Raw genomic sequence first — 26,090 nt, 5'->3', positions numbered from 1 at the left:
GAACATAGCCCCCGGAGCCACAAATGAAGATCGCATCCACCTTCCGCGCCGCGCTGCTCGGCATTGCCGCCCTGGCCGGGCTCTCGACCTCGGCGCTGGCCGACGGCGGCACCGTGGTGCTGACGATCTACAAGGCGGGCTGGATCATCGGCGGCTCCGGCGGCTCTGGCGTGATGAACTTCCGCGGTCGCGCCTATTCGCTCTCGACCGGCGGGCTCGACTACGGCCTCGTGTTCGGCGGCTCCAAGACCGTGCTGCGCGGCCGCGTCTCCAACATCAACCGGCCCTCCGACATCGCCGGCGTCTACGGCGCCGCCGGTGCCGGCATCGCAGTGGGCCGCGGCGCGCGTGCAATCGTCCTGACCAACCAAAAGGGCGCCGTGCTCGAGCTGTCCGGCACGCAGGTCGGCTTGATGGCGAACGCGGATCTCAGCGGGCTCGCGATCACGATGCGGTAGGGGCTTGTGCGTGAGGTGGGCAAAGGCGCGTAAGTCGTTGCCCACCCTGGCCGTGTTAGACCCTCATGGTGAGGAGGCGCGCAAGCGCCGTCTCGAACCATGCAGGCCCGCGTCGCCCGCAGCCATCCTTCGAGACGATCGCTTCGCGATCTCCTCAGGATGAGGTCTGTGGTCGTGGCGTTACCGCTTCATGAATCCGCTCGCAATGCGCGACGAGATTGGTCTGCGCATCGACGAACGCCTTCAGCGGCGTCGGGATGGGGAAGTAATAGATGTTGGCGATGAAGCCGTAGATGCCGGCATCGATGCTGGCAGGCGTCGCGCCGTGGACGAAGCCGGCCGCCGGCACGATCTCCGCCAGCACTTGCAGATCGGCGAGGCCCCGCGCGTAGGCCTGCTCGGGCGTGTAGCGGCCGATGCCCTGGTAGTGATAGCGCTGCGCGTTGTAGGCCTTGGCCTTCTCGAACCCCGCCGCGTCGATCTGCTTGTGCTGCGCCATGAAGGCGTCGCGGAACGCCGGGTAATAACGTTCGTCCTTCCAGCGCGAATACGACATCACCCAGTAGAGGTCATCCAGCATGCGCGTGACGAAATGGTTGGTTCGCCGCTGCTCGGCTGATAGCGCCGCATCGATGCCCAGGCGATATTTCGCGATCGCGTGCGCGATGATGGTCTCGCTGTCGCCGATGGTCTCGCCGTCGTCGACGACATAGGGCAGCTGCCCGCGCGGCGCGGCGGCGGCATCGAACACATGCTCGTGCACGAACGGCACGCCGGCGAGCTTTAGGAAGGCATAGACCTTGAGGCCGTAACCGTTGTTGTCGGCGACGCCGAACAGTTCTGGATAGGAATAGAGGGTCAGCATGGGACACGCTCCTCAAGCTGAAGTCGTATCGCCGCAGTGACGCCCTTGCAACAGTCTCGCGCTTTGCGCGCCGCCTCCCTCGGCGGACGATCGGCATCGTCGCGGGTTTGCCCCGACAACGCCACCCGGGATTGTTATACTCCGCATCCCCGTGACGTCAGCGACGGTGACCCTATGGCGAGAGACTTGGAAGGCAAGGTTGCAGCCGTGACCGGGGCTGCGTCGGGCATCGGATTGGCCAGCACCGAGGCGATGCTGGCCGCGGGCGCGCGCGTGGTGATGGTCGATCGCGACGAGGCCGCGCTGAAGGCGCTCTGCGACAAGCACGGCGACGCAGTGATGCCGCTGCTGGTCGACCTGCTCGACCCAAAAGACTGCGCAACGCTGCTGCCGCGCGTTCTGGAGCAGGCCGGTCAGCTCGACATCCTGCATGCGAATGCCGGCACGTATGTCGGTGGCGATCTGGTCGATGCCGACACCATGGCGATCGACCGGATGCTGAACCTGAATGTCAACGTCGTGATGAAAAACGTGCACGACGTGCTGCCGCACATGATCGCGCGCCGGACCGGCGACATCATCGTCACCAGTTCGCTGGCGGCGCATTTTCCGACGCCGTGGGAGCCGGTCTATGCGTCGTCCAAATGGGCGGTCAATTGCTTCGTCCAGACGGTGCGGCGCCAGGTCTTCAAGCACGGCATCCGAGTCGGCTCGATCTCGCCAGGCCCGGTCGTCAGCGCCCTGCTCGCGGACTGGCCGCCGGAGAAGCTGAAGGAAGCCCGGGACTCGGGAAGCCTGCTGGAGGCCAGCGAAGTTGCCGAGGTCGTGATGTTCATGTTGACGCGGCCGCGCGGCATGACAATTCGCGACGTGGTGATGCTGCCGACCAATTTCGATCTCTAGTGTGTAGGATGGGTAGAGCGTAGCGAAACCCATCGCCCGGTTTGCGGTCGGGCAGCGTGGTGTTCGGTGCGGTCGAACGGGCGCGCCCTGCTGCTCCAGTTGATGGGTTTCGCTTTGCTCTACCCATCCTACCAACTACGCTATCAGCTCTTCGATGCGGCGATGAAAACCGCCAGTTGAGCGTCGAAAGCGCGCCTGAAGGCCGGCCGCGCTTCGCCGCGGGCGACATAGGCGGCGATATCTGGATAGTCGTCCAGCAGGCCCGACGCGTTCAACCGGCGCAGCACCGTCACCATCATCAGATCGCCGGCGCTGAACGCGCCGTCGAGCCAGTCGGCTTCGCCAAGGCGGCGGGACAATTCGCCGAGCCTGACACGGACGCGATCCCTGAGCATGGGCAGCCGCTCCGCGTACCAGCTCTTGTCGCGCTCGAACAGCATGGCCATCCCGAGCTCGACGATCGGCGGCTCCAGCGTGCTCAGCGCGGCAAACATCCACGCGATCGCGCGCGCCCGGGCGTTCGGATCGGTCGGCAGCAGCCCGGCATGGCGCTCGGCAATATGGAGCACGATCGCGCCGGACTCGAACAAGGCGAGATCGCCGTCCTCATAGGTCGGAATCTGCCCGAACGGATGCAGGGAGAGATGCGCGGGCGCCTTCATGTCCTCGAACGAAACCAGACGCACGTCGTAGGGCTGGCTGACCTCCTCGAGCGCCCAGCGCACCCGCATGTCGCGAGCTTGTCCGCGGCCACGGTCGGGTGAGCTTGCGAAGGCGGCGATGGTGGGCATGTAGGGGCTCCGGGGTTGATCGCGTTCTGCGTTCGGAGGACGAATGGAATGAATGGATTCCGACAGGTTAATGGGTTTTCGTGGACCCCGTAGCTCGCATGAGCGATAGCGAAATGCGGGGCAGCTGCCGGCCCCGGGTGTCGCTATCGCTCATCCGGGCTACAAGAAAATCCCGCCGCCAATGTCGGATCGTTGTCTCCTGCCTCGTCCTTGGAACATCGGCGCGCCGCCGCGCGCCCGCCCGAGGCAAAAGGATATCCGTTCATGACCTCCATCACGCCGTTTCTCTGGTTCGACAACAACGTGCCGGAGGCCGTCGCCTTCTACAAATCGGTGTTCCCCAACGCCAGGGTTGAGACCGTCAGCGACTTCATGGCGGTGTTCGAACTCGAAGGCCAGCGCTTCAACGCGCTCAACGGCGGGCCGCAATACAAGTTCAACGAGGCGGTGTCGTTCTTCATCAGCGTGGAGACGCAAGGCGAGGTCGACTATTTCTGGGACAGGCTCGCCGCCGACGGCGGCGAGGAATCCCGCTGCGGCTGGCTCAAGGACAAGTTCGGCCTGTCCTGGCAGGTGATCCCGTCAGCGCTCGGCCGCTACCTCGGCGATCCCGACCGCAGCAAGGCGAACCGTGTCATGCAGGCGATGATGCAGATGAGGAAGATCGTGATTGCGGATCTGGATCGGGCGTATGCGGGGTGAGGGCTGGGGTTGCCGTGCCCCGGACGCTGCGCACTGCGCCGCCCTTCGCGGCGTGGTGCGCTGCAGAGCCGGGGCCCATGCCGAGTGCGCACCCGAGCTTCTGGGTCCCGGGTCTGCGCTGCGCTTGCCCGGGACACGAGAGCATGTGAAATCCGAGACCTTCCCGCCTATTTCGTCCCGGCGATCCAGTTCCCCAGCTCCCGCCACGGCTCCAGCGTCCAGTGCCCGGATGCAGCGCCTGATGGCGAGGGCAGCACGAATATCTCCGGCGAGCTCTCGTCGCGTGGTTGCCGCCCCAGCGCAATCCCACTCGATGGCCTGCCATAAAACAAGCTCGCCGCCTTCTTGCTCGTGAACGCAATCGTCCTCGGGCGAAACTGTTCGATCTTGGCTTTGAATCCCGGCACGTCGATCGTCTCCGCCGCGATCTGGTGATCCATCCCCGCGCCCGACTTGGAGAGATCGGTGAAGCCGATCCCAAGCGCGATCAGCGCTGCGAACTCGCTGGGCTGATAGCGGCGCGGCGTGATCCCGGCCTCATGTAGCGCGCCCCAGAAGCGGTTGCCGGGATGGGCGTAGTAGTGCCCGAGTTCAGCCGAGCGCGTGCTGGCCGCGGTGCCGACGAAGACGAGGCGGAGGTTGGGGAGGAGTTGGTCGGGCAGGCGGTGAACGGCGGAGGCGGGCACGTCAATTATCCACGTCGGTAGCCCGCATGAGCGGAGCGATATGCGGGACGGTATAGACCTCGGATGCCGCTGCGCTCATCTGGGCTATGCTTGCTACCCCTATGATTTGGGGGTTGGTCTCGCGACAACCTCACGCGCTCTGCTCATGTCGGCTTGGTAAATAGCGTTGAGGCATTGCCCGTTTGAGAGGTCGAGCTGAAAAGGAACCCAGGCGTCCTGGATAGGAGTCCATGCCTCGCCAGATAGTTCCAGCCCGCTTCTCTTGAGACCACGAAAGCCGTCCCAGGAAACTCGTGGACTGTGCCATTTGGTATTGTCCGCAGCGATCGCGCAGAAATCAACTATGCTGCGAAACACAACGGACTTCTCTTCTTCGAGAACAAAGATCTCCTCGATTTGAGCCCCAATACGGTCGCGCAAGGTGCGTGTCTCGGGATCGACGACAACGGCTTCGCCCATCGCGATAACGATTACGTCGCTTCCGTTCGGATGACGCAGAACCGAACTGAATTTGGTCAATCCACCAAGAAAATTACCAACCCACGGTTCCGAATCCGATGGATAGAAGCGAACAACTTGGCCCTCGCGCCATTCGCGAGGGCCGTTCTCCGTGAACGATACGGCTGGGGGGCCGTACGGCGGTAATCCAGGTAGGACTTCAAACCGCATAGTGAGCACGCCGAGTTAGAACGTCGTTCACAACACCCGATTACTCTCCTTCACCTTCTCCGCATCCAGATACAAGTTCTCGCCCATCTCCTTGAACTTCGCGCTCATCTTCGCCATGCCGTCTTCGGCGGTCCCGCTCATCGACATCCCCACGCCGTTCGGATCGTTCAGCGTGGCCGCATAGTCCCGCACGTCCTGGGTGATCTTCATCGAGCAGAATTTTGGGCCGCACATCGAGCAGAAATGGGCGACCTTGTGGGCTTCCTTCGGCAGGGTCTCGTCGTGGAAGTTCTTGGCGGTCTCGGGGTCGAGGCCGAGGTTGAACTGGTCGGTCCAGCGGAAATCGAAACGGGCGCGGGAGAGCGCGTCGTCGCGGAGCTGGGCTGCAGGGTGGCCCTTGGCGAGATCGGACGCGTGGGCGGCGATCTTGTAGGTGATGACGCCGACCTTGACGTCGTTGCGGTCGGGTAGCCCAAGATGCTCCTTCGGCGTGACGTAGCAGAGCATGGCGCAGCCGAACCAGCCGATCATGGCCGCACCGATGCCCGAGGTGATGTGGTCATAGCCCGGCGCGATGTCGGTGGTCAGGGGCCCGAGGGTGTAGAACGGCGCTTCGCCGCACTCCTTGAGCTGCTTGTCCATGTTGATCTTGATCTTGTGCATCGGCACGTGGCCGGGGCCTTCGATCATGACCTGGCAACCCTTCGCCCACGCGATTTTTGTCAGCTCGCCGAGCGTTTCGAGTTCGGCAAACTGCGCGCGGTCGTTGGCGTCCGCGATCGAGCCCGGGCGCAGGCCGTCGCCGAGCGAGAACGAGACATCATACTTGCGCATGAGGTCGCAGATCTCGTCGAAATGGGTGTAGAGGAAGCTTTCCTTGTGATGCGCCAGGCACCACTTCGCCATAATGGAACCACCACGAGAAACAATGCCGGTGACCCGGTTGGCGGTGAGGTGGATGTAGGGCAGGCGCACGCCGGCGTGGATGGTGAAATAGTCGACGCCCTGCTCGCACTGCTCGATCAGGGTGTCCTTGTAGAGCTCCCAGGTCAGCTTGACCGGATCGCCGTCGCACTTCTCCAACGCCTGATAAATCGGAACGGTGCCGATCGGCACCGGTGCGTTGCGCAGGATCCATTCGCGCGTGGTGTGGATGTTGCGCCCGGTGGAGAGGTCCATCACGGTGTCGGCGCCCCAGCGGATCGCCCACACCATCTTCTCGACCTCTTCCTCGACGGATGAAGTCACTGCCGAGTTGCCGATATTGGCGTTGATCTTGGTCAGGAAGTTGCGGCCGATGATCATCGGCTCGAGCTCTGAGTGGTTGATGTTGCAGGGAATGATGGCACGTCCGCGCGCGATCTCGCTCCGGACGAACTCCGGCGTGATGAAGGCGGGAACCTCGGCGCCAAAGCTTTCGCCGTCGGCAAGGGCTGCTTCCGCGCGCTCGAGCTGCTCCTTGCGGCCGAGATTTTCGCGCGCGGCGACGTAGATCATCTCCTTGGTGATGATGCCGGCGCGGGCGAATTCGAGCTGGGTGATCTTGTGGCCGTCGAGGCCGCGCAGCGGCTGGTGATAGGCCGAGAAGGCGCGCGCGGCCTTGTCGGTGGAGACGCTGCCATTGTCCTCCGGCTTGATCTGGCGGCCCTGATATTCCTCGACGCCGCCGCGCTCCAGCACCCAGGCCTTGCGACCGCGCGCGAGGCCGGCGTTGACGTCGATGGTCACGCTCGGATCGGTGTAGGGGCCGGAGGTGTCGTACACCGGCAGGTTCGGCTCGCCGGCGCCTTCGGAGAGGATGATCTCGCGCAGGGGCACGCGGATATCAGGCGCGGCGTCGGGCGACGCGAAGATCTTTCGCGAGGAGGGAAGGGGGCCGGTGGTGACGGCGGGGACGGTTTTTTCGGGATTGGAGCGGATGTTCATGGGATCCTCCTTAGTTCGTTGGCGTCGCTGCGCGAACGTCGATTACAGCTGTCATCCCCGCGAAAGCGGGGATCCAGTATTCCAGAGACTGTAGTGGGATGCGGAAAGGCCGCGGCGTACTGGATCGCCCGGACAAGCCGGGCGATGACGCGAAGTGTGGGGAGAGTGTAAGGTGCATCACGCGGCCTCCGCGGACAGGCCGAGCCATTGCCGTACCCGCGCATCCGGGTCGGCATTCTGGGTGATGTCGCTGACGACGGCGATGGAATCCGCGCCTGCCGCAAAAATCTCCGCGGCGTGCTCGAACTTGATGCCGCCGATCGCGACCAGCGGAATGGGGCCGATGAGTTTCTTCCATTCCGTGATCTTTGGAATGCCCTGCGGTTCGAAGCGCATCGACTTGAGCGTGGTGAAGAAGATCGGGCCCAGCGCGACATAGTCGGGTTTTGCGGCGAGCGCGGTCGCAAGCTCGTCCTCGTCATGGGTGGAGATGCCGAGCGACAGGCCGGCCTCGCGGATGGAGTTGAGGTCCGCGTCGGCAAGGTCCTCCTGGCCGAGATGCAGGTACTTTGCACCCGCGACAATCGCCGCGCGCCAATAGTCGTTGACGACGAGCCTGGCCTGCGTGCCCTTGGTGATCGCCAGCGCGTCGCTGACCATCTGGAGCGACTGCGAATCGTCGAGGTCCTTTGCGCGCAGCTGGATGGTGCCGACGCCGAGCCTGGTCAGGCGCTCGACCCAGGCGAGGCTGTCGACGACGGGATAGAAGCGATCAGGATACGGCATGCCAAAAAGGTGTCCCAACGACAGGAGTGGAGGGGGAGGCGAAGTCGCGGGCGTTCATCAGCCCGGCTTCGTATGCGGTGCGGCCGGCATCACAGCCGAGGCGGAAGGCGTTGGCCATGGCGACGGGATCGGCGGCTTTGGCGATGGCGGTGTTGAGCAGCACGGCGTCGTAGCCGAGCTCCAGCGCCTCTGCCGCATGCGACGGCGCCCCTAAGCCGGCGTCGACCACCAGCGTGATGTCGGGCAGCCGCTCGCGCATCAGTTTCAGCGCGTCGCGGTTGGTGATGCCCTTCGCGCTGCCGATGGGAGCGGCCCACGGCATCACCACCTTGCAGCCGGCGTCGACCAGGCGGTTGGCGACCGAGAGATCCTCGGTGCAATAGGGGAACACCTCAAAGCCGTCCTTGATCAGGATGGCGGCGGCCTCGACCAGACCAATGACATCGGGCTGCAGCGTGTCGTTGTCGGCGATGACTTCCAGCTTGATCCAGGACGTGCCGAACAATTCGCGCGCGAGTTTTGCGGTAGTCACGGCTTCGCGCACGCTGCGGCAGCCGGCGGTGTTCGGCAGCACGGTGACGTCGAGCTCGCGGATCAGATTCCAGAACGCGTCGCCAGTTTTGCCGCCGGCGGATTCGCGCCGCAGCGACACCGTGACGATGTTCGAGCCCGAGGCACGGATCGCGCCTTGCATGATCGCAGGCGAGGGATAGAGCGCGCTGCCGATCAGCAGGCGGGAGGCGAAGGTCTTGCCGTAGAAGGTCACCATGAAGGTGTCTCCGCGAATTCAAATGTCGTCCCGGCGAAGGCCGGGACCCATACCGCGTGATTTGTCTTGGGGCACTCTGGCAATCGCCGTCCGTCCAATGAACAGCGGTGGCTATGGGTCCCGGCCTTCGCCGGGACGACGTGGATAGCGTGTGCCTTCATCCCGCTCACCCTCCCTGCCGCGGCGTGATGATCTCGATCTCGTCGCCCGCCTTGAGGTGGGTCTCGGCCCAGCGGCTTTTCGGCACGACGTCGTAGTTCAGCGCGATCGCGAAATGCGTGCCCTCGTAGTCGAGCTCGCTCAGCAGCGCGTCGACGCTGGCCGAATTTATCTCGCGCTGCTCGCCGTTGACGATCACAAGCATTGGACGATCACGCGCATTGCATCACCTCATTGTCGATCTGGCCGCGCTCGACAAAGGCGAGCGTCAGCTCGGCAAGCGCCGGCGCGATCAGGAAGCCGTGGCGGTAGAGGCCGTTGACGGCGATCTTGTCACCGCGAACACCGATGCGCGGCAGATTGTCGGGAAAAGCAGGGCGGAGGCCGGAGCCGAATTCGACGATGCGGGCCTCGCCGAAGGCGGGATGCACGGCGTAGGCGGCACCCAAGAGCTCCAGCGCCGAGCGCACGCTGACGCCGGTGTCCTCGGCCTCGATCGAGGTCGCGCCGAGCATGAACAGATTGTCCTCGCGCGGGATCACGTAGAGCGGCCAGCGCGGATGGATCAGCCGCACAGGGCGCGCCAGCTGCACCTCGCTGGTCTCGATCAGGATCATCTCGCCCTTGACGCCGCGCAAGTCCGGCTGCTCGTCGCGCGCGGCAAGGCCGCGGCAGTCGATCACGATGCCGTCGAGATCCCGTGCGGCGACATCGCTTCCGAACTTGATGGTGCCCCCGGCGGCGCGGATGCGCGCGTGCAGTTTCGGCAGCACGCGGCGCGGCTCGACATGGCCTTCGGTCGGGAAGAACAGCGCATCGCGGAAGCGGCCTTCCAGCGACGGCTCGAGCTCGGCGAGGCCTGCGGCATCGAGCCGGCGATGGCCCTCGGTCATCCGGGCGAAGCGCTCGAAATCGTTGCGCTCGCGCGGATGGGCGACGACGAGCGAGCCGTTGAAGGGCGTGTCGGGCAGCTCGCGCCGCCAGATGTCGAGCGAGCGCAGGCCGAGCCTGGAGATGATCGGTTCGGAAACCTCCGCCTCGCAATAAGGCGCGAGCATGCCGCCGGCCCAATGGCTGGTGGCATCGGTCATGTCGGCGTCACCGCGCTCGTGCAGGGTGACGACGTGGCCGGCCTGCGCGAACAGCAAGGCCTGCCAGGCGCCTGCAATGCCTGCGCCGATAATGGATACCGGGGAATCCGGTCGCTTGGTCGTCTGCAACATCCCTGTCCCTTCGCCGGCATGACCCGGATCAGGTTCAAAGGGTCACCGCGGTCCTGGGCCGGCTTGCTGACGTGCAGGCTTGCCCATTTAGCGGTATCTCAGCTCCTCCTCGGAGCACCCCTCGGAACGGCTCTAATGTAGGCCAGTGACGGGCTGTGTCAACGCATGTTGCCGGGAACCCCACCGATCGTGCCCCGGACGCGATGCAGCGTGCCCCCTTTGCGGCGTGGTGCGTGGCAGAGCCGGGGCCCATTTGTGCGCGTGGCCCTGGGTCCCGGGTCAGCGCCGCGGCGCTTTGCGCCGCAGCTTGCCCGGGACACGAAGGCTACTTCAGGGCCTGTGCCCGGGCGTTGCGGACGCGCTGGGCGAGCTTCCGGTGCGGCACGGTACCGAACATCGGCTGCGGATTGCCGTTCGGCTCGAGCCAGGGCTGGCCCATACTGGGCTCGCCCATATTGGCGACCTGCATAGTCTCCTGCCGCTGCCGCTTCGCGGCGTAGTAATAGCCGCCCGCGAAATAACGCACGGCTCGGGCGTGATCGCCATTGGCGGCGTGATAGGCGCCGGCCAGATACTTCACGGCATAGGTGAGGTTGGTGTTGGGGTCGCGCAGGCCTGCGGCATCGCCGGTGTAGCCGACCCCGCGGGCGGTCGCGAGCTTGATCTGCATCAGCCCGATGGTGCCGCCATGGCCGACCAGGCCGGGCTGGTAGCGGCTCTCGCGCATGATCACGCGGTGCACCAGCGCTTCCGGCACGCCGTTGGCGCGCGCATGGGCCGCGACCATCTCGGAATATTCGGCTTCGCCCGCGAATGCGGCCTGGGGCAAAATCAGTCCGGCCGCGAGCAGCGCGGCAACATGTAAGATTTTCATCGAATGTCCCGGACGTCCCTGAGTAACCTGCCCCCGGTGCCGTTAGGCCTCCCGAACGCGGCGATGATGTGACCAAACGCCGCCGTTAACTTTTTCGGGGCGCCGAGCCGCTGTGACGACTCAAAGGTGGCGCAGGAGTTCCATCAGACGGACAACCCGCGACAGCACGCCTGTCTATTCGCGCACGCATGCGAAAGCGAGTATGAAGCGGCCAGCGAATCGGGAGAGGTGCCATGACAAAAGCAACCATGGTCAACGTCACCAATGGCGATATCCCAACCCATGAGATCCCCAGACAAAACCCCTGTGCCCAATGCGGCACGCCGATCGCCCAGCCCGACTGGATCGAGCCGGGTGAGGGGCGCGTCTCCTACCTCTGGACCTGCCACGCCTGCGGCTACCGCTTCGAGGCGATCGCGATCTTCGACGAAGTGCCCATCGCGCACCCGCCGCTTGCGGCCTGAAGCTAAGCCGCCAGCCGCGGCTGTTGCCACACCGGCAATTGCATCCGCACGATCAGCCCGTGCGGCTCGCGGTCGTGCAGCGACAGCTCGCCGCCATGGGCGACCGCGATCGCGCGCGCGATCGACAGGCCGAGCCCGAAGCCGGTGGACTCGTCCATGGTGCGGGCGTCGTCGCCGCGCACGAACGGCTCCAGCATCTCCTGCTTGCGTGCATCCGAAATGCCGGGACCGTCGTCCTCGACGTCGATGACGAGCCTGGTGCTCGATATGTCGAGGCGGATCGTCACCTCGGCGCCGAAGCGCACCGCGTTCTCGACGAGGTTGGTGACGCCGCGATGCAGATCGTCGGGCCGGCCCGCGGCGGCCGCAGATTGCGGGCCGTCATAGTGCACGACATGGCCCATGTCGCCGAACTGGTCGGCGATGAGCTGCAGCGTGCTCGCGATGTCGACCAGCGTCACCGCCTCGATCTGGCGGTCGTTGCGCAACAGCGACAGCACGGATTCCAGCATCGAGCGCATCTGGTCGAGATCGATCAGCATGCGCTTGCGGTTGCCTTCGTCCTCGATGAACTCGGCGCGCAGGCGCAGCCGCGTGATCGGTGTGCGCAGGTCGTGGCTGATCGCGGCCAGCATCCTGGTGCGATCCGACATCAGCCGCGCGATCCGCTCGTGCATGCGGTTGAGCGCGCGCGCGACCGAGCGGATCTCCTCCGGGCCGCGCTCCGGCAGCGGATCCGCCGTCCCGTCCAGGCTGAAGCTTTCGGCCGCTCTTGCAAACGACGACAGCGGCGCGGCGAGCGCATGAGCTGCCCATACGCCGAGCAGCGTCACGCTGATCACGGCAGACAGCAGCGTCGATATCAAGGGATTGCCCCAGAACCAGCCCGGCCGCCCCCGTTCGATATGGCCGGCGATCGTGGTGCCGTCGGGCAGCTGGATGCCGGTCCGGGACGAGCCGCCGTTCGGCGCCAGCGTGACGACCTTGTAGCCCTCACCGAGATGGCGGCGCATGCCGTGCAAATGCGGGCCCTCGCGATCGCCGGCGGCCGTCACGGAGCCGGGCGCGATCGCTTCGACCCGCAGCTCCGGAAAGGCGCGCGCGATGTCGGCGAGAAGGCGCGGCCGCTCGCTCGCGTCGGCCGCAGACAGCAGCAGCGCCGCATTGACGAGTTCATGCTCGCTGTCGGGCGGTGCCGCCGCGCGGTCCGGCCGCGTCATCAGAAAACCCGCCGTGATGATGACATGAAGCGCGACGATCGACACCACGACGAGCGCGGCGATCTGGCCGCTGATGCTCCTGAGATGGAAAAATCCCAAAAGCCGCATGTCAGATGCTCAAGGCTGCCGCGACCGCTTCCGTTCTTAGCGCTTCAGTTCTTGGTGTGAACAGATAGCCGCCGGAGCGCACCGTCTTGATCATGGTCGGGTCGGCCGGATTGGGCTCGATCTTGCGGCGGATGCGGCTGACCAGCACGTCGATCGAGCGCTCGAACGAGCCGGTGCTGCGCCCCTGCGTGAGGTCGAGCAGGCTGTCGCGCGACAGCACGCGGCCGGGCCGCTCGCAGAAGGTTCTGAGCAGATCGAACTCGGCGCTGGTCACCGCGACGCGCGCGCCTTCGGGATTGCGCAGCTCGCGCAGGCGCAGATCGATGCGCCAGCCTTCGAAGGCGAGCGTGCTCGCGCCTTCGATCGAGCTCGCCGCTTGTGCGGACGCCTGGCGGCGCAGCACCGCGTTGATGCGGGCGAGCAGCTCGCGCGGGTTGAACGGTTTCGGCAGATAATCATCCGCGCCCATCTCGAGGCCGACGATGCGGTCGATGTCCTCGCCGCGTGCGGTCAGCATGATGATCGGCGTCTGCGCCTCCGCGCGCACCTTGCGGCACAGGCTGAGGCCGTCCTCGCCGGGCAGCATGACGTCGAGGATGATGAGGTCGATGCGGTGATCGGCCATGGCGCGCGACATCTCGCGGCCGTCGCTCACGGCGGTGACGTTGCAGGCGTTGTTGCGCAAATATTTCGCAATCAACGTCCGGGTCTCGCGGTCGTCTTCGACGACCAGGATGTTGGGATTGGGAATGGCCATGCGCTTTGTTTGTCCAAGATTCGGGCCAAAAGGCGAAGATTTTTGTTTCAGATTATTTCCATGGCTCCTGTCGCAACACCGGGACATTCCCGGGCAGTGGAGCGGCAAGCTCTCGTTAAGGCGGTTAACCATACCGTGGCGTGGTCACGCAAGAAACCCCGCAAAGAAACCTCGCAAAATCCACGGAGCCATCATGACCTCGATTTCGGCGGCCTCCGCCGGTAACCACCAGTCGCCGTTGCAGCGGCTGCAGCAACAATTGCAATCGGAAGTTTCCGCCGGCACGGTCTCGTCGTCGGACCAGTCGGCGCTTTCGACGGCGCTGACCGACATCGACAAAGCGCTGCAGCAGAGCCGATCCAGCGACCAGTCGAGCGGCGCGCGTCCCTCCAAGGACGACATCAAGTCGAAGATCGACGACCTCATCTCGAACGAGGCGTCGAACGGAACGCTGACCTCGGACCAGGCCGACGAGCTGAAGAACGTATTCCAGTCCGCCTTCGCCAATGGCCCCGGCGGTGCCGGTGGTCCCGGCGGTACGGGCGGGCCCCCGCCCGGTCCGCCGCCGGATGACAGCTCTTCGGATTCGTCGTCGACGGACCCGATCAGCAACACGTCGACCACCTCCACCACGGCCGATATCCTCAAGCAGTTCCTCGAGGCGCTGCAGCAGTCGCAATCGTCGGCGTCGTCCTATGGCGCCAGCGGCAGCTCATCCAGCAGCTCGGACCTCTCCGCACTTCTGATCGACTACAAGAGCTGACCCGAGCGACGCCAGGTCGGCGCGTTCCGCGCCGCGATCATGCTTCACCCACGGCGCGTGACCCACGGCGCCTGAGCGTCGGCGAGGAACGCTGCGCTGCAAAACGTTCCTGGGTGACTTAGGAACCATCGCAGCGGGATTCCGGGCTCGCCCCGCGCGACGAAATTGCAGCATGCCCGGAACTGTGAGTGATCAGCGCTGTTTTCTCCGGACAAGTTTTTCTGCCGAAGGAGAGGACAACATGTTGATGAAATCGATCGCCGCCGGCCTTGCCGGCACCGCGCTTCTTGCCACAGTTGCGTTTGCGCAATCGCCGACCGCCACCACCGACAAGGCGCCGGCCGCGGCCGCCACGACGACGACCACGAGCGCCTCGGGCCAATGGCGCACGTCCAAGATGGACGGCATCAAGGTCTATAATGACGCCAACGAGAACATCGGCTCGATCAACGACCTGCTGACGGACAAGAGCGGCAACATCAAGATCGCCGTGATCGGCGTCGGCGGCTTTCTCGGCCTGGGCGAGCATCTGGTTGCCGTGCCCTTTGACAAGCTGAAGTTCGTCAACGAGGCCGTGGCCTACACCGGCACCGGCACCAACCCGGGCGCCAAGCCCGCCGCGACCACGACGACGGGCGCTGCGACCGGCACCGACACCACCAGGCCCGCGACCACCAATACGACCGCCACGTCTTCGTCGAAGTGGTATCCGGACCACGCCGTGTTCAATGCGAGCAAGGACGAGCTGAAGAACATGCCCGAGTTCAAGTACTCGGAGTAATTCGGCTCTAAGCGCCTAAAACGAAGCGCGCCCGGTTTTCACCGGGCGCGCTGTCGTGTCTTTCGTCATTGTGAGATGATGCCCCCTCACCCTGAGGAGCGCGCTCTTCGCGCGCGTCTCGAAGGGCGAGGCCCAAGTGGAAGTTCTGGGCCGGGCCTTCATCCTTCGAGACGCGCGAAGACGCGCTCCTCAGGATGAGGAATTGGCGCCAGCCGGTCAGGGGTCGGCTAGTTTCCCTTCACCAGCGGGCAGCCGCCCTTGTCGAGCGGGCGGAAGGCCTCGTCTCCGGGCACGGTGGCGATCAGCTTGTAGAGGTCCCACTCGCCTTTGGATTCCTCGGGCTTCTTGACCTCGAACAGATACATGTCGTGGACCATGCGGCCGTCGATGCGGATCTTGCCGTTCTTGGCGAAGAAGTCGTTGACCGGCGTCTTGCGCATCTGCTCCATCACCTTCGGCGCCTCGTCGGTCTTGATGGCCTCGATCGCCTTCAGATAGTGCATTGTCGCCGAATAGAGCCCGGCCTGGATCATGGTCGGCATGTGCCCGACCTTTTCGTTGAAGCGCTTCGAGAAGGCGCGCGTCTCCTCGTTGGTGTCCCAGTAAAACGCGTCAGTGATGATCAGGCCCTGGGTCGACTTGACGCCGAGCGAATGAACGTCGGTGATCTCCATGAGCAGGGCGATCATCTTCTGGCCGCCTTCCGTGAGCCCGAACTCGGCCGCCTGCTTCAGCGCGTTGGTGGTGTCGCCGCCGGCGTTGGCGAGCGCGACCACCTTGGCCTTGGAGGCCTGGGCCTGGAGCAGGAAGGAGGAAAAATCCGACGAGTTGAGCGGATGCCGGACTTCGCCGAGCACCTTGCCGCCGCTTTCCTTGACCACGTTGGCGGCGTCGCGCTGCAGCGCCATGCCGAAAGCGTAGTCGGCGGTGACGAAGAACCAGGTGTCCTCGCCGCGCTTCACCATCGCTCGGCCTGCGACGTTCGACAGCGCATAGGTGTCGTAGGTCCAGTGCACTGTGTTGGGCGAGCAGGCGGTGCCGGTGATATCGGAGGAGCCGCCGCCGGAATTGATGTGGATCTTGTTCTTCTCGCGCGTCAGCGCCGAGATCGGCAGCGCCACCGAGGAGGTCGGCACGTCGAAGATCGCGTCGACCTTGTCGTTGTCGTACCAGTTGCGGGCGATGTTGACGCCGACGTCGGGCTTGTTCTGGTGATCGGCGGCGACGACTGCGACAGGCTTGCCGGCGACCTTGCCGCCGTAATCGGCGACCGCCATCTCGACGGCGGCGAGCGAACCCTTGCCGGTCGCGTCCGCATAGAGGCTCGACATGTCCGTGAGCACGCCGATCTTGACGATTTCGTCGGAAATCTGCGCCTGCGCGGCGCCTGACGTGGCGGCGAGAGCGAGACCGGCCGCGACCGCGGCGATGAGTTTTTGCATGTTGTTTCTCCCTGTGTGTCGTTGTTTGGGCGTTGTTGCATAGAGGTTCTAGCGACAATCAGTCGCGGCAGCTAAGCGATTCGCGCTGTAGCGGAATGCAAAATATGAAGGGGCGGACGGTGTTTCCTTCGCCCCGACCCGCGAGCGGGGAGAGGGAGAAGTCCAGCGTCGATCAGCTGCTGCCTTTGAGCCGCTCGTTGCGCCGGCGCAGGCCTTCCAGTGTGGCGAGGAGGATGACCGATACCGTCGTCAGAACCACTGCCGCGGCCGTGATGGTCGGGCTGATGTTCTCGCGGATGCCGCTGAACATTTCGCGCGGCAGTGTGCGTTGTTCCGGCCCTGCCATGAACAGCACGATCACCACCTCATCGAAGCTGGTCGCGAAGGCGAACAGCGCGCCCGACGCGAGGCCGGGCAGGATCAACGGCAGGATCACGCGGCGGAAGGCGTAAAGCGGCGAGGCGCCGAGCGAGGCGGCGGCGCGCGCCAGATTGGTGTCGAAGCTCTGCAGCGTCGCGCCGACCGTGATGACGACAAAGGGCGTCGCGAGCGCGGTGTGGGCCAGGATCAAGCCGAGATAACTGCCGGTCAGTCCGATCGGCGCAAAGAAGAAATACAGACCGACCGCGGTGATGACACCGGGCACGACGACCGGCGACAGCACGAAAGCCAGCACGAGCGGCTTGAACCTGCTTTTCCACTGCGCCAGCCCCAGCGCGGCCAGCGTGCCGAGCACCATCGACAGCAGGGTCGAGGCGACGCCGATGATCATGCTGTTCTTCAGCGAATTCATCCAGCGCGACGAATTGATGAAGTCGTCATACCAGCGCAAGGAGAGGCCCGGCAGCGGATAGGTCAGATAGGACCCCGAGCTGAACGACAGCGGCATGATCGCCAGGATCGGCGCGATCAGGAAGATGAACACCAGCGTGGAGACAACGATGGTCGCAGTCCACGCGATGCGCTGGCTGGGCGTGCGGAGTGAGGAATTGTTGCTCAATTCTTCATCCCTCCCGTGACCTGCTGGCCTTGCACCAGCTTGCCGTAGACGAGGGCCAGCAGAATGGTGGCGAGCAGCAGCACCGCACCCAACGCCGAAGCAAGGCCCCAGTTGGCGGTCTCGGTCGTGTACAGCGCGATGAAATAGCTCATCATCTGGTCGGCGGCGCCCCCGACCAGTGCCGGTGTGATGTAGTAGCCGAGCGCCAGGATGAACACGAGCAGGCTTCCCGCGCCAATGCCCGGCAGGGTTTGAGGCAGGTAGATCCGCAGGAAGGCCGTGACCGGTGGCGCACCTAGCGAGGCGGCGGCGCGCATGTAAGCAGGCGAGATCGCCTTCATGCTGCTGTACAGCGGCAGGATCATGAACGGCAGGAGAACGTGGGTCATTGCCACGCAGACACCGAAGCGGTTGTAGATCAGGCGCAGCGGCTGGTCGATGATGCCAAGCCAGTGCAGGCTGTCGTTCACGACGCCTTGGCTCTGCAGCAAGACGATCCAGGCGCAGGTGCGGACCAGTAGCGACGTCCAGAACGGCAACAGGACGAAGATCATCAGCAGATTCGACCGGCCCGGCGGCAGCGACGCCAGCAAATAGGCGACCGGGAAGCCGAGGATCAGGCAGAGCGCCGTGACACCCAGGCTGATGAGGAAGGTGCGGACGAAGATATCGCGGTAGATGGCCTGATCCGGTGGTGCCGCGACGATCGCGCCATCCACGTTCCGCGTCAGGTCGAGGGCCGCCAGAAGATAGAAGCCGGTCACCGGGCCACTGGCGTCCTTGATCGTGGTCCAGGTGGTGCGTTCGCGCCAGGCCGGGTTGATCTTGACCAGCGTCTCTCTGGCCGTGCCGGGCTCCGGCTCCGCCTTCAGATTGCGTGCCGTGCTGGTCAGGATCGTGCGAAAGCCGTTGGTTGCGTAGTTGAGCCGCTTGGCCGCGATAGCGATGGTGGCGGAGGCGCGCGCCGCCAGGATGTCGCTGGCCAGCGCCGCGTAGGCCTTTTCGTCCGGCAGATCCTTGCCGTCCCAGCTGGCGAGAGCGGCGACCGTTTGCGGCAGGACCTGACGCACCTCCCGGTCATCGACCGCACGCCACAGCATGCCGGCGATCGGGCCTGCGAACGTGAAGAGCAGAAACAGCAGAAGCGGCACAACCAGTGCCAACGCCTTGAACTGGCGCGCGCGCTCCGCCCGCTTCAGGCGGCGCTTGAGCGGCAACTCGGTCCGGGTAGCGGCGTTGGTCAGGAGCGCGGCCGTCATCGATTGAGCCTTTTGGAGTGACCTGAGCAAGCGCCTCGTCCTTCGAGACGACCGCTTCGCGGTCTCGTCAGGATGAGGCTCATCGCCATTGGTCCTTGTGAGATCGCGGCCGCACACTCAGTCCTCATCCTGAAGAGCCCGCCTAAGGCGGGCGTCTCGAAGGATGGCCGCAACGAAAATGCTCTCAATGCACGCCGCACGCTGCTGCTGTCGCGCGCTATTTCGCGGCCCATTTGTTGAAGCGCTCGGTCAGGCGGTCGATGTTCTCGAGCCAGAAAGCCACGTTGATCTCGACCGCGTTCTTGATGTTATCAGGTGCTGTCGGCAGGTCCTTCAGGACGGCGGGCGCGAGCAGAGCGGCTGCCTCCTTGTTCGAAGTGCCGTAGGCAATGTTCTCCGACAGCTTGGACTGGTTCTCCGGCTTGCCTGCGAAGTCCAGGAACTTGTAGGCCGCGTCCTTGTTCGGGCTGCCCTTCAGGATGACCCAGCTGTCGATGGTGAAGAGCGCCCCGTCCCACACCATGCCAAAGTTCTTCTTGTCATTCTTGTTCGCGGTGTCGATGCGGCCATTGTAGACCGAGGTCATCGCCACCTCGCCGGAGGCGAGCAATTGCGGCGGCTGGGCGCCGGCCTTCCACCAAACGATGTCGCCTTTGATGGTGTCGAGCTTCTTGAATGCGCGCTCGATGCCCTCGTCGGTCGCCAGCACCTTGTAGACGTCCTTCGGTGCGACGCCGTCGGCCATCAGTGCGATTTCCAGCGTGGTCTTCGGGCCCTGACGCAGGCCGCGCTTGCCCGGAATCTTCCTGGTGTCGAAGAAATCGGCCCAGCCTTTGGGGGCGTCCTTCAGCTTGTCCTTGTCGTAGCCGAGAACGAAATCGTAGAGGATGGCGCCGACGCCGCAGGGATTGACCGAGGGCGGGATATAGGCGGCCTCACCTCCGATTTTGGAATAGTCCATCTTCTCGAACAGGCCTTCCTCGCAGCCGACCGCCAGTTCGTCGCTCTCGACCTGGACGACGTCCCAGGTGGCAGCACCACCCTGCACCTTGGCGCGCAACACGCCGACGCCTCCGTCCCAGGATTCGTCGTTCATCGGAACGCTGGCCGCCTTCTTGAACGGCTCGAAATAGACCTTCTTCTGGGCATCCTGATATGCGCCGCCCCATGACACGATTGTGAGGTCACGCGCCTGCGCGGCCGTGGCCAGCGCAGCGCTGGCGCTGAACGCCGCGGCGAAACCCAGAGCAATCTTGCGCTTCAGCATGGTCGTTGTTCCTTCTTCGTGTGAGTTGCGTCGAGGTTGAGCGGTACCGGTCCACTTGCCAATTGGATCAAACGGGATCGAGCGCGAGGCAGTCTTCGGGGCGAAAGGTGATGAAGACACTCTCGCCAGATCTCAGGCTGTCATGCGCCCCAGGCTGTAGCTTGACCATGAACTCGCCGTTGCCCGCGACATCGAGCAGGGCGAGCGCGTGGTCGCCGAGATAGATGGTGTTCTGCACCGTGGCCGGCAGTCGGTTCGGGCCGTCGGCGGAGTTGCCGCCCATCAGGATGGAGACCCGCTCGGGCCGCACCGAAAGCGACGTGCCGGCGCCCGCGCCTGATACGTTGACCGCACGGGCCATGACGGAGCTGCCGGTCGCCAGCGCGACGCGGCAATAGTCCTTTTCAACCGTCTCGACGGTGCCGGCCAGCACATTGTTCTCGCCGACGAAGTTGGCGACGAAGCTGTTGACCGGGTGCTCGTACAGCGCATCGGGCCTGTCGATCTGCTGCACGATGCCGTCGTTGAACACGGCGATGCGGTCCGACATGGTGAGCGCTTCACTCTGATCGTGGGTAACGTAGACGACGGTGATGCCCATCGTTTCGTGCAGTTGCTTGATCTCCAGTTGCATCTGCTCCCGCAGGCGCTTGTCCAGCGCGCCCAGGGGCTCGTCCATCAGCACGAGTTGCGGATTGAAGACCAGCGCGCGGGCCAGCGCCACGCGCTGCTGCTGACCGCCGGACAGCTGCCCGGGCCGGCGCTGCGCCAGGGTTTCCATCTTGATCATGCGCAACGCCGCCTTGACGCGCTCCTGCGCTTCCGCCTTGTTCGTGTTGCGAACGGACAGCGGGAAGGCGATATTCTCCGCGATCGTCAAGTGCGGAAACAAGGCATAGTTCTGGAACACCATGCCGATGTCGCGCTTATGTGGCGGCACGTTCTTGATCGGCCGTTCCGCGAGGTAGATCTCGCCACGGGTCGGAACCTCGAAGCCGGCCAGCATCATCAGCGTGGTCGTTTTGCCCGAGCCCGACGGGCCGAGCAGGGTGATGAACTCGCCCTTCCTGATGTCGAGATCGAGGTTCTTCACCACGAGTTGCTCGCCATCGTAGGTCTTCTGGATGCCGGAAAAGCGCACCAGTGCCGGCGCAGGCGTGACCTTGCCGGCTTCCATCTCGTCCTCGCGTCATCAGCTCAGTGCTGTCAGCACCCCGTTCGAGGTGGCGTGAAACAGCTTAGCATCCTGCAGCGAGAATGCCAGCGGCGCAAGCGACGCGCGCGCGGTCGCGGCGCGTGAGGACGCGCTACATCCCCGACAGCTTCGTCACCGACACATTCAGCGTGCCGCCGGCTTCCGCGATCACGCGCAGCGTCTTGGAATCGAAGGCGATGTCGGCCAGCGTCAGACTGTCGATCTTCGCATCGACCTTGACGCCGTCCTCGCTCTTCTGGAGGTCGGCAATCACGGCGGCGATCTTCTCGCGTGCGTTGGCGGCGATCGGCTTCAGATCGACCGTGGCTTTCTGCACCAGCGCCTGCTGCATCTGCGGCACCACCGCGCGCGCCGCCGCGCCGAGCAGGCCAAAGGCAGCCTCGGACTCGACCGCGAGCTGGATGTCGGCGAGCCGCAGCGTCTGCTGCGCCTGGTCAAGCATCGGCCGGCCCCAGATGTGCACGGTCGCCTCGGCGCCGAGACCGAGCCAGCTCTTCTTTTCCTTGGCGCGCACCAAAAGCGAGATCAGCAGCCGCTCGCCGGACGGGACCACATTGACGCTCTTCACGGTGACGTCGACGGGGCCGGAGCCATCCTCGGGATAGGTGTGGCCGACCATCTGCGCCGCGATCAGCTTGTTGATTTCGGTGAAGGGCATGTCGATGGGCACGCCGATATTCACGCCGGTGCCGGTCGGCGGCACGATCGAGATCTTGTCGGGGAACGGGCAGTCGGGCTTGGTCGGTGTCGTCGTGACGCGCGTTTCCGCTTCCAGGCCCATCAGCAGCGTCACGGCCTGCGCGTCGACGCGCGGCTGAGCCGCGATGGCGCGGATCGGCTTCATCTCCAGCCAGAGCGGCGGCAACGCAGCGGACGATCCTGCTCCTTGCAGCGGGATCGAGCGGCAGGCCTTGGCCCATTGCAGCTTCGCGTTCTCGCGCAGCGAGGGATCGTTGCGGATGCGCTCGGAGACGATGTTGATCTGCTCGCCGACATTCTTGTCGATCAGCGGCTTGACCTGCGCCGGCACGTTGACCTTGGCGCCTGCGACCGCGAGGTTGGTGTCGCCGAGATTGACCTGGGCGGCGAGATTGGGCTCGAGATGCCAGTTGGCTGCGAGCTTCGGCCGCGAGCTGACGACCACGTTGCCCTTGATCTCGGCGCTGGCGTTCAAATTCTTGATGTTGACCGCGCCGATCCGTTTCGCCGCGTCGCCGCCGAGCACGCTGCCGAGTGCCTCACCGAGCGCGCCGGTCGCCTTCGACGACAGCGAGCCGGTCACGTTCAGCTTGCCGCTGAGCGGCGTCGAGATCGTCAGCACGTCCTTGTCGCCGGCAGCCGCCATCGGCCCGCGCACGGCGGACCAGCCGATATCGGCGTCCTGCAGGATTTGCGAAATCGGGTTCTCGGCCTTGCCGGCGAAATTGCGCGGAGCGGCCCTCTCGGCCTGCTCGCGGATCGCCGACAGCGCGATGGCGACCGGCGCCACCACGATCGAGCTCTTCGAGACCGGTGGCAGCGGCGGCAGTTGCGCGACCGGCGGCGCGGAATTGGTCGCCCGCGGCGCCAGCCAGTCCATCGCCTTCAGGCTGACGAAAAACGACACCGCGAGCACCGCCACGGCGATCAGGACAGTCTTCAAATTCAACGTCAGACGCATCAATCCCCCAAGCCGCCCGGGCAGAAGTCTACAGGGCAGGCGAGGAGGGCGCTAGAGCGCACCGGTGGGGTGAAATTGGGGCGAACAGGTTAACGGCTGCGAACGGGCCTTTGCTGCGCATTCAGGCCGTCATCGCGGGGCTAACCGCGCTTCGGACGGCGAACCGCTCTCACATTGCCGCGATCTCCGCCGCCGCAGAAGAAGCGATCGCCGCCGTCGGACTCCAAGCCCGACACCATCGTCCCTGAGGGCAGCTCAAGTTGCTCCAGCACCTTGCCCGTATCAGGATCGATCCGCCTGATGTCGCTATCCTCGCCCTCCCAGGTGCCGTGCCAGAGCTCGCCGTCCACCCAGGTCACCCCGGTGACGAAGCGCTTGCTTTCGATGGTGCGGAGAATTTTTCCCGTCTGGGGATCGACCTGATGGATCTTGCGCTCGCGATATTGTCCGACCCAGAGCGAGCCCTCGGCCCAGGCCAATCCGGAATCGCCGCCGCCGCCGGGGGCCGGGATGGTGGTGAGCACCTTGCCGGTCGCCGCGTCGATCTTCTGGATGCGGTCCTCGGCAATCTGGAAAAGATGCCGGCCGTCGAACGCCGTTCCCGCATGCGCGGCGACATCGATGGAGCGGGCGATCTTGCCGCTATCGGGGTCGATGGCGTTCAGCTTGTCGCCTGATGCGAACCACATATGCGTGCCATCATAGGTGACGCCGTGCACGGCCTCGACGCCCGCAAAGGGTCCGTGCTCCCTGACGATCTCGGCGGCTGAACGTTTCATCTGCTTGATCCCTGTGATGTGCTCCCACCTTACGTCTTGAGGAGCGGTCCGGGGAGTAACAAGCCTGTCGGGAAACCCGGGACGGGCGGCGTCATCCAGCGCCGCGCCCGGCCATGTCCGAAGGACTGCACCTTGCTCGATCGCGCCAGCTCTTCGAGGGACCGTTGCACCGTGCGCGGGCTCGTTCCCAGCGCCAGCGCAAGCGCCGAGCTCGACCATGGCTCGCCGTCGGAGAGCATGGCGAGGAGAGTAGCGTGCTTCTCCTCGACGGGCCGCGCCAGCACGAGCACGTCCCGCGTCTTGCCCGGTGTCTTGCGCGGTGTCAGCGCAAAGCCTTGCCTGGTCGCGCTGACATCGGCGAGAGGCTTGAGCTTGGCGCGGAGGCGCCCGATCTCGACCCGCAGCCGCGCGCGATGCGATTCATCGACGTGCCTTGCCTGAAACGCGTTCGCGATCAACGCCTCGCGCGAGACATCCGCGGGCCAGGCCAGTGCGAGAGTGCGGGCGAGGGCGAACAGCACCGGCCGCGTTCCGAGCGGGACGACGGTGCCTTGCCTGCGAACCGAATGATGGAACGAGTCGACGACGAGGGCCTCCGATGTCGCGAGAGCTTCGACCTGTTCGAGCCGCAATGGCCGCTCGTGCCCGCGCGTGATCAGCCGCGCCGCCGGCGTGTCCAGCACGAGGTTCGCGCTTTCGACCTCGGCCGCGAGTGCGGGAATGCCGGCCAGGCGTGCTGCGCGCGCAGCGCGGTCGAGCGCCGCGCGCGCGTTCTTTGTTTTCAGCCGCCTGATCGCGATGCCCGCGACCACGAGCTCGCGGACGACTTGCGCAGCGGGCGGGAGCGGGGAGGAGCAGAGCTCGGCCAATATGCGCTCGGCGTCGTCGAGGCGCCCGACGAGGAGAGAGCGTCGCGCCTCGATATGGCCCGCATGGGCGGCATTGGCGAGGTCGCCGTGCTTTTCGAGCGTCGCCCGCGCGGTCGCGAGCGCCGTGACTGGCCAATTCAGGTCGCGCGAGACGAGCGCGATCTCGGCTTCGGCCACCACGCATCTTGCACGCGCAACCGCTTCTCTCGGGCCGAACGCGCGTGCGGCGCTCCGCAGCAGCGTCTTCGCTTTCGCGAGATCGCCGAGCTGAGCCATCGCGATGCCGCGCAGCGCCAGCGACGGTGCATCGTTGCGCAGCGCAACGCGGTTCAAGGCGCCGAGTGGATCGCCGGCCTCTAACGCGCGGGCTGCGGCAATGATCAGCGACTCCATGCAAATCCCGCCACACTTGTTACTCCCACCGCGCAACCGTCCGGTGCCAGAAATCGTTGACGGCCGACAATGTGCGGTGAGGGGCGAGCGGTTCCGCGTCTGCGAGATGCGGAATGGCCGCCCGGGTAAGAGGTTTGGAGAACCATCATGACATCAGCAGACAACGCAGGGACTACCATGCAAACACCGCCGGTGGTGTCGCCGCAGGACTGGGAGGCCGCCCGCCAGCAACTGCTCGTGAAGGAAAAGGCGCATACCCGTGCCCGCGACGCCCTCGCCGCCGAGCGCCGGCGCATGCCGTGGATGGAAGTCACCAATACCTATGCGTTCGAGGGGCCCGGCGGCAAGGTCAGTCTGCCCGACCTGTTCCAGGGCCGGCGGCAGCTGATCGTCTACCGTGCCTTCTTCGAGCCCGGCGTGTTCGGCTGGCCCGATCATGCCTGCCGTGGCTGCTCGATGGTGGCCGACCAGGTCGCCCACGTCTCGCATCTGAACGCCCGCGACACCACGCTGGTGTTTGCCTCGCGCGCGCCGCAGGCCGACATCATCAGGGTGAAGCAGCGGATGGGCTGGACCATGCCATGGGTCACCGTCACCGACAGTTTCGATGCCGATTTCGGCGTGGACGAATGGCACGGCACCAACGTGTTCTACCGCGACGGTGACCGCATCTTCCGCACCTACTTCGTCAAGAGCCGGGGCGACGAGCAGATGGGCGGCACCTGGAATTATCTCGACATCACGCCGCTCGGCCGCCAGGAGGTCTGGGAGGATTCGCCGAAGGGCTATCCGCAGACGCCGACCTACAAATGGTGGAACTGGCACGACAGCTACACGGAGGGTGCCGCGCCCGACAAGAAATGGGTCGAGGTCACCGATGCCGGCGAGAAGGCGTTTCGCGAGGAGGCCGCGGAAGGACGTGACTAGTCCCATCAGCGCAACTGCCGGCGCCAGCCGCGACGGCGTGGTGGCCGCGCGCCACCTCGCCAGATGGCTAGGCCTTGCTGCCACGCCGACCTTCGCGATCATGGCCGTGCTGACGGCCGTGCTCGGCAGCGGTCCGGCGGACATGCTGTGCGCGGCCGGGCACGGGTCTCTTCTCGGCGGGATGGTGCCGATGTATCTGTTGATGAGTGCGTTTCATTCGGCGGCGTGGCTGAGGCTGATTTCCGAGCGGCGGGGAGGAGTTGGCCGTTAGGGGCTATCCCGCCCCTGCCTCTTCCTTCGAGACGCCGCTGACACGGCTCCTCAGGATGAGGCTCAGCTGGCATCCGTGCTTCGGCGAACATGCCGAGGCACAT

Annotated in this window: 28 protein-coding genes and 1 riboswitch; of the genes, 8 read left to right on the top strand and 20 right to left on the bottom strand. The window is 65.0% G+C overall.

The features are described from left to right. The first annotated feature begins 23 nt into the window (after window positions 1-23). A complete protein-coding gene (locus tag IVB31_RS27145; RefSeq protein ID WP_247330082.1) occupies window positions 24-458 on the top strand; it encodes a hypothetical protein in 435 nt (144 codons plus the stop codon). A 154-nt stretch (window positions 459-612) separates the two neighbouring features. Here IVB31_RS27145 and IVB31_RS27140 read toward each other — a convergent pair whose 3' ends face one another. Next, a complete protein-coding gene (locus IVB31_RS27140) occupies window positions 613-1,323 on the bottom strand; it encodes a glutathione S-transferase family protein (RefSeq protein ID WP_247330080.1) in 711 nt (236 codons plus the stop codon). 174 nt (window positions 1,324-1,497) lie between these two features. On the opposite strand from IVB31_RS27140, the gene IVB31_RS27135 reads away from it, so the two are divergent. Beyond that, window positions 1,498-2,226 (top strand): SDR family oxidoreductase, encoded by a 729-nt coding sequence (locus IVB31_RS27135; protein ID WP_247330077.1) that lies wholly within the window; start codon window positions 1,498-1,500, stop codon window positions 2,224-2,226. Between the two features lie 143 nt (window positions 2,227-2,369). On the opposite strand, the gene IVB31_RS27130 is transcribed toward IVB31_RS27135, so the two are convergent. Next, window positions 2,370-3,017, bottom strand: coding sequence for a glutathione S-transferase family protein (locus IVB31_RS27130; RefSeq protein ID WP_247330075.1), 648 nt, complete (start codon window positions 3,015-3,017; stop codon window positions 2,370-2,372). Between the two features lie 264 nt (window positions 3,018-3,281). On the opposite strand from IVB31_RS27130, the gene IVB31_RS27125 reads away from it, so the two are divergent. Then, window positions 3,282-3,719 carry a VOC family protein gene (locus IVB31_RS27125; protein ID WP_247330073.1) on the top strand — a complete coding sequence of 146 codons (438 nt, stop codon included), beginning with the start codon at window positions 3,282-3,284 and terminating at the stop codon, window positions 3,717-3,719. A 167-nt stretch (window positions 3,720-3,886) separates the two neighbouring features. Here IVB31_RS27125 and IVB31_RS27120 read toward each other — a convergent pair whose 3' ends face one another. The 8 genes from IVB31_RS27120 to IVB31_RS27085 all read right to left on the bottom strand — a co-directional run bounded on the left by IVB31_RS27120 (window position 3,887) and on the right by IVB31_RS27085 (window position 10,811). Next, window positions 3,887-4,405 carry a mismatch-specific DNA-glycosylase gene (locus tag IVB31_RS27120; RefSeq protein WP_247330071.1) on the bottom strand — a complete coding sequence of 173 codons (519 nt, stop codon included), beginning with the start codon at window positions 4,403-4,405 and terminating at the stop codon, window positions 3,887-3,889. Window positions 4,406-4,504: 99 nt separating this feature from the next. Then, window positions 4,505-5,074, bottom strand: coding sequence for a hypothetical protein (locus tag IVB31_RS27115; protein ID WP_247330068.1), 570 nt, complete (start codon window positions 5,072-5,074; stop codon window positions 4,505-4,507). Window positions 5,075-5,101: 27 nt separating this feature from the next. Beyond that, window positions 5,102-7,000 carry a phosphomethylpyrimidine synthase ThiC gene (thiC, locus tag IVB31_RS27110; protein WP_247330065.1) on the bottom strand — a complete coding sequence of 633 codons (1,899 nt, stop codon included), beginning with the start codon at window positions 6,998-7,000 and terminating at the stop codon, window positions 5,102-5,104. 177 nt (window positions 7,001-7,177) lie between these two features. Continuing rightward, the gene (locus IVB31_RS27105; protein WP_247330060.1) at window positions 7,178-7,786 is read right to left on the bottom strand and encodes a thiamine phosphate synthase; all 609 of its coding nucleotides are present in this window, start codon (window positions 7,784-7,786) and stop codon (window positions 7,178-7,180) included. Then, the gene (locus tag IVB31_RS27100; protein WP_247330058.1) at window positions 7,773-8,555 is read right to left on the bottom strand and encodes a thiazole synthase; all 783 of its coding nucleotides are present in this window, start codon (window positions 8,553-8,555) and stop codon (window positions 7,773-7,775) included. The genes IVB31_RS27105 and IVB31_RS27100 overlap by 14 nt, the downstream gene beginning before the upstream one ends. 166 nt (window positions 8,556-8,721) lie before the next feature. Beyond that, window positions 8,722-8,919, bottom strand: a complete 198-nt coding sequence (gene thiS / locus IVB31_RS27095) for a sulfur carrier protein ThiS (protein WP_247330056.1) — start codon at window positions 8,917-8,919, stop codon at window positions 8,722-8,724. A 7-nt stretch (window positions 8,920-8,926) separates the two neighbouring features. Next, window positions 8,927-9,937, bottom strand: coding sequence for an FAD-dependent oxidoreductase (locus IVB31_RS27090; RefSeq protein WP_247330054.1), 1,011 nt, complete (start codon window positions 9,935-9,937; stop codon window positions 8,927-8,929). Beyond that, window positions 9,925-10,069: riboswitch (TPP riboswitch) on the bottom strand. It overlaps the preceding gene by 13 nt. A gap of 193 nt (window positions 10,070-10,262) precedes the next feature. Next, window positions 10,263-10,811, bottom strand: a complete 549-nt coding sequence (locus IVB31_RS27085) for a lytic transglycosylase domain-containing protein (RefSeq protein ID WP_247330052.1) — start codon at window positions 10,809-10,811, stop codon at window positions 10,263-10,265. A gap of 233 nt (window positions 10,812-11,044) precedes the next feature. Between IVB31_RS27085 and IVB31_RS27080 the strand changes: the two genes are divergently transcribed. Next, the gene (locus IVB31_RS27080; RefSeq protein ID WP_247330050.1) at window positions 11,045-11,275 is read left to right on the top strand and encodes a hypothetical protein; all 231 of its coding nucleotides are present in this window, start codon (window positions 11,045-11,047) and stop codon (window positions 11,273-11,275) included. 2 nt (window positions 11,276-11,277) lie between these two features. On the opposite strand, the gene IVB31_RS27075 is transcribed toward IVB31_RS27080, so the two are convergent. Beyond that, window positions 11,278-12,603 carry an ATP-binding protein gene (locus IVB31_RS27075; RefSeq protein WP_247330048.1) on the bottom strand — a complete coding sequence of 442 codons (1,326 nt, stop codon included), beginning with the start codon at window positions 12,601-12,603 and terminating at the stop codon, window positions 11,278-11,280. Between the two features lies 1 nt (window position 12,604). Continuing rightward, on the bottom strand, window positions 12,605-13,360 hold the full coding sequence (locus IVB31_RS27070) for a response regulator (RefSeq protein ID WP_247330046.1): 756 nt from the start codon (window positions 13,358-13,360) through the stop codon (window positions 12,605-12,607). Between the two features lie 193 nt (window positions 13,361-13,553). Here IVB31_RS27070 and IVB31_RS27065 point away from each other — a divergent pair, with 193 nt between their 5' ends. Both IVB31_RS27065 and IVB31_RS27060 read left to right on the top strand, forming a co-directional pair. Beyond that, complete coding sequence (locus tag IVB31_RS27065) at window positions 13,554-14,123, top strand: hypothetical protein (RefSeq protein WP_247330017.1); 570 nt, start codon at window positions 13,554-13,556, stop codon at window positions 14,121-14,123. 241 nt (window positions 14,124-14,364) lie between these two features. Further along, entirely contained in the window at window positions 14,365-14,904 is a 540-nt protein-coding gene (locus IVB31_RS27060) for a PRC-barrel domain-containing protein (protein WP_247330015.1), read from the top strand. Window positions 14,905-15,131: 227 nt separating this feature from the next. On the opposite strand, the gene IVB31_RS27055 is transcribed toward IVB31_RS27060, so the two are convergent. From IVB31_RS27055 to IVB31_RS27020, 8 genes are all read right to left on the bottom strand, one after another. Continuing rightward, complete coding sequence (locus tag IVB31_RS27055; protein WP_247330012.1) at window positions 15,132-16,346, bottom strand: ABC transporter substrate-binding protein; 1,215 nt, start codon at window positions 16,344-16,346, stop codon at window positions 15,132-15,134. A 172-nt stretch (window positions 16,347-16,518) separates the two neighbouring features. Next, entirely contained in the window at window positions 16,519-17,346 is an 828-nt protein-coding gene (locus tag IVB31_RS27050; protein ID WP_247330009.1) for an ABC transporter permease, read from the bottom strand. Then, complete coding sequence (locus IVB31_RS27045) at window positions 17,343-18,605, bottom strand: ABC transporter permease (RefSeq protein ID WP_247330593.1); 1,263 nt, start codon at window positions 18,603-18,605, stop codon at window positions 17,343-17,345. Before IVB31_RS27045 ends, IVB31_RS27050 begins: the two co-directional genes overlap by 4 nt. 217 nt (window positions 18,606-18,822) lie before the next feature. Next, window positions 18,823-19,872: an ABC transporter substrate-binding protein gene (locus tag IVB31_RS27040; protein WP_247330005.1), complete on the bottom strand. Its 1,050-nt coding sequence runs from the start codon at window positions 19,870-19,872 to the stop codon at window positions 18,823-18,825. Between the two features lie 67 nt (window positions 19,873-19,939). After that, the gene (locus IVB31_RS27035) at window positions 19,940-21,049 is read right to left on the bottom strand and encodes an ABC transporter ATP-binding protein (RefSeq protein WP_247330001.1); all 1,110 of its coding nucleotides are present in this window, start codon (window positions 21,047-21,049) and stop codon (window positions 19,940-19,942) included. Between the two features lie 130 nt (window positions 21,050-21,179). Beyond that, window positions 21,180-22,748, bottom strand: coding sequence for a DUF4403 family protein (locus tag IVB31_RS27030; RefSeq protein ID WP_247329997.1), 1,569 nt, complete (start codon window positions 22,746-22,748; stop codon window positions 21,180-21,182). Between the two features lie 140 nt (window positions 22,749-22,888). Further along, window positions 22,889-23,527, bottom strand: a complete 639-nt coding sequence (locus IVB31_RS27025; protein ID WP_247329994.1) for a PQQ-binding-like beta-propeller repeat protein — start codon at window positions 23,525-23,527, stop codon at window positions 22,889-22,891. Window positions 23,528-23,556: 29 nt separating this feature from the next. Then, entirely contained in the window at window positions 23,557-24,789 is a 1,233-nt protein-coding gene (locus IVB31_RS27020; protein WP_247329992.1) for a helix-turn-helix domain-containing protein, read from the bottom strand. A gap of 147 nt (window positions 24,790-24,936) precedes the next feature. Between IVB31_RS27020 and IVB31_RS27015 the strand changes: the two genes are divergently transcribed. Then, entirely contained in the window at window positions 24,937-25,716 is a 780-nt protein-coding gene (locus IVB31_RS27015; protein ID WP_247329990.1) for a DUF899 domain-containing protein, read from the top strand. Further along, window positions 25,709-25,987, top strand: coding sequence for a hypothetical protein (locus IVB31_RS27010; protein WP_247329988.1), 279 nt, complete (start codon window positions 25,709-25,711; stop codon window positions 25,985-25,987). Before IVB31_RS27015 ends, IVB31_RS27010 begins: the two co-directional genes overlap by 8 nt. The last annotated feature ends 103 nt before the right edge of the window (window positions 25,988-26,090 follow it).

The sequence above is a fragment of the Bradyrhizobium sp. 21 genome (assembly GCF_023073335.1).
Taxonomy (GTDB): domain Bacteria; phylum Pseudomonadota; class Alphaproteobacteria; order Rhizobiales; family Xanthobacteraceae; genus Bradyrhizobium.
Note: the sequence above shows the minus strand (reverse complement) of the source record. Positions and strands in the feature narration are given on the sequence as shown.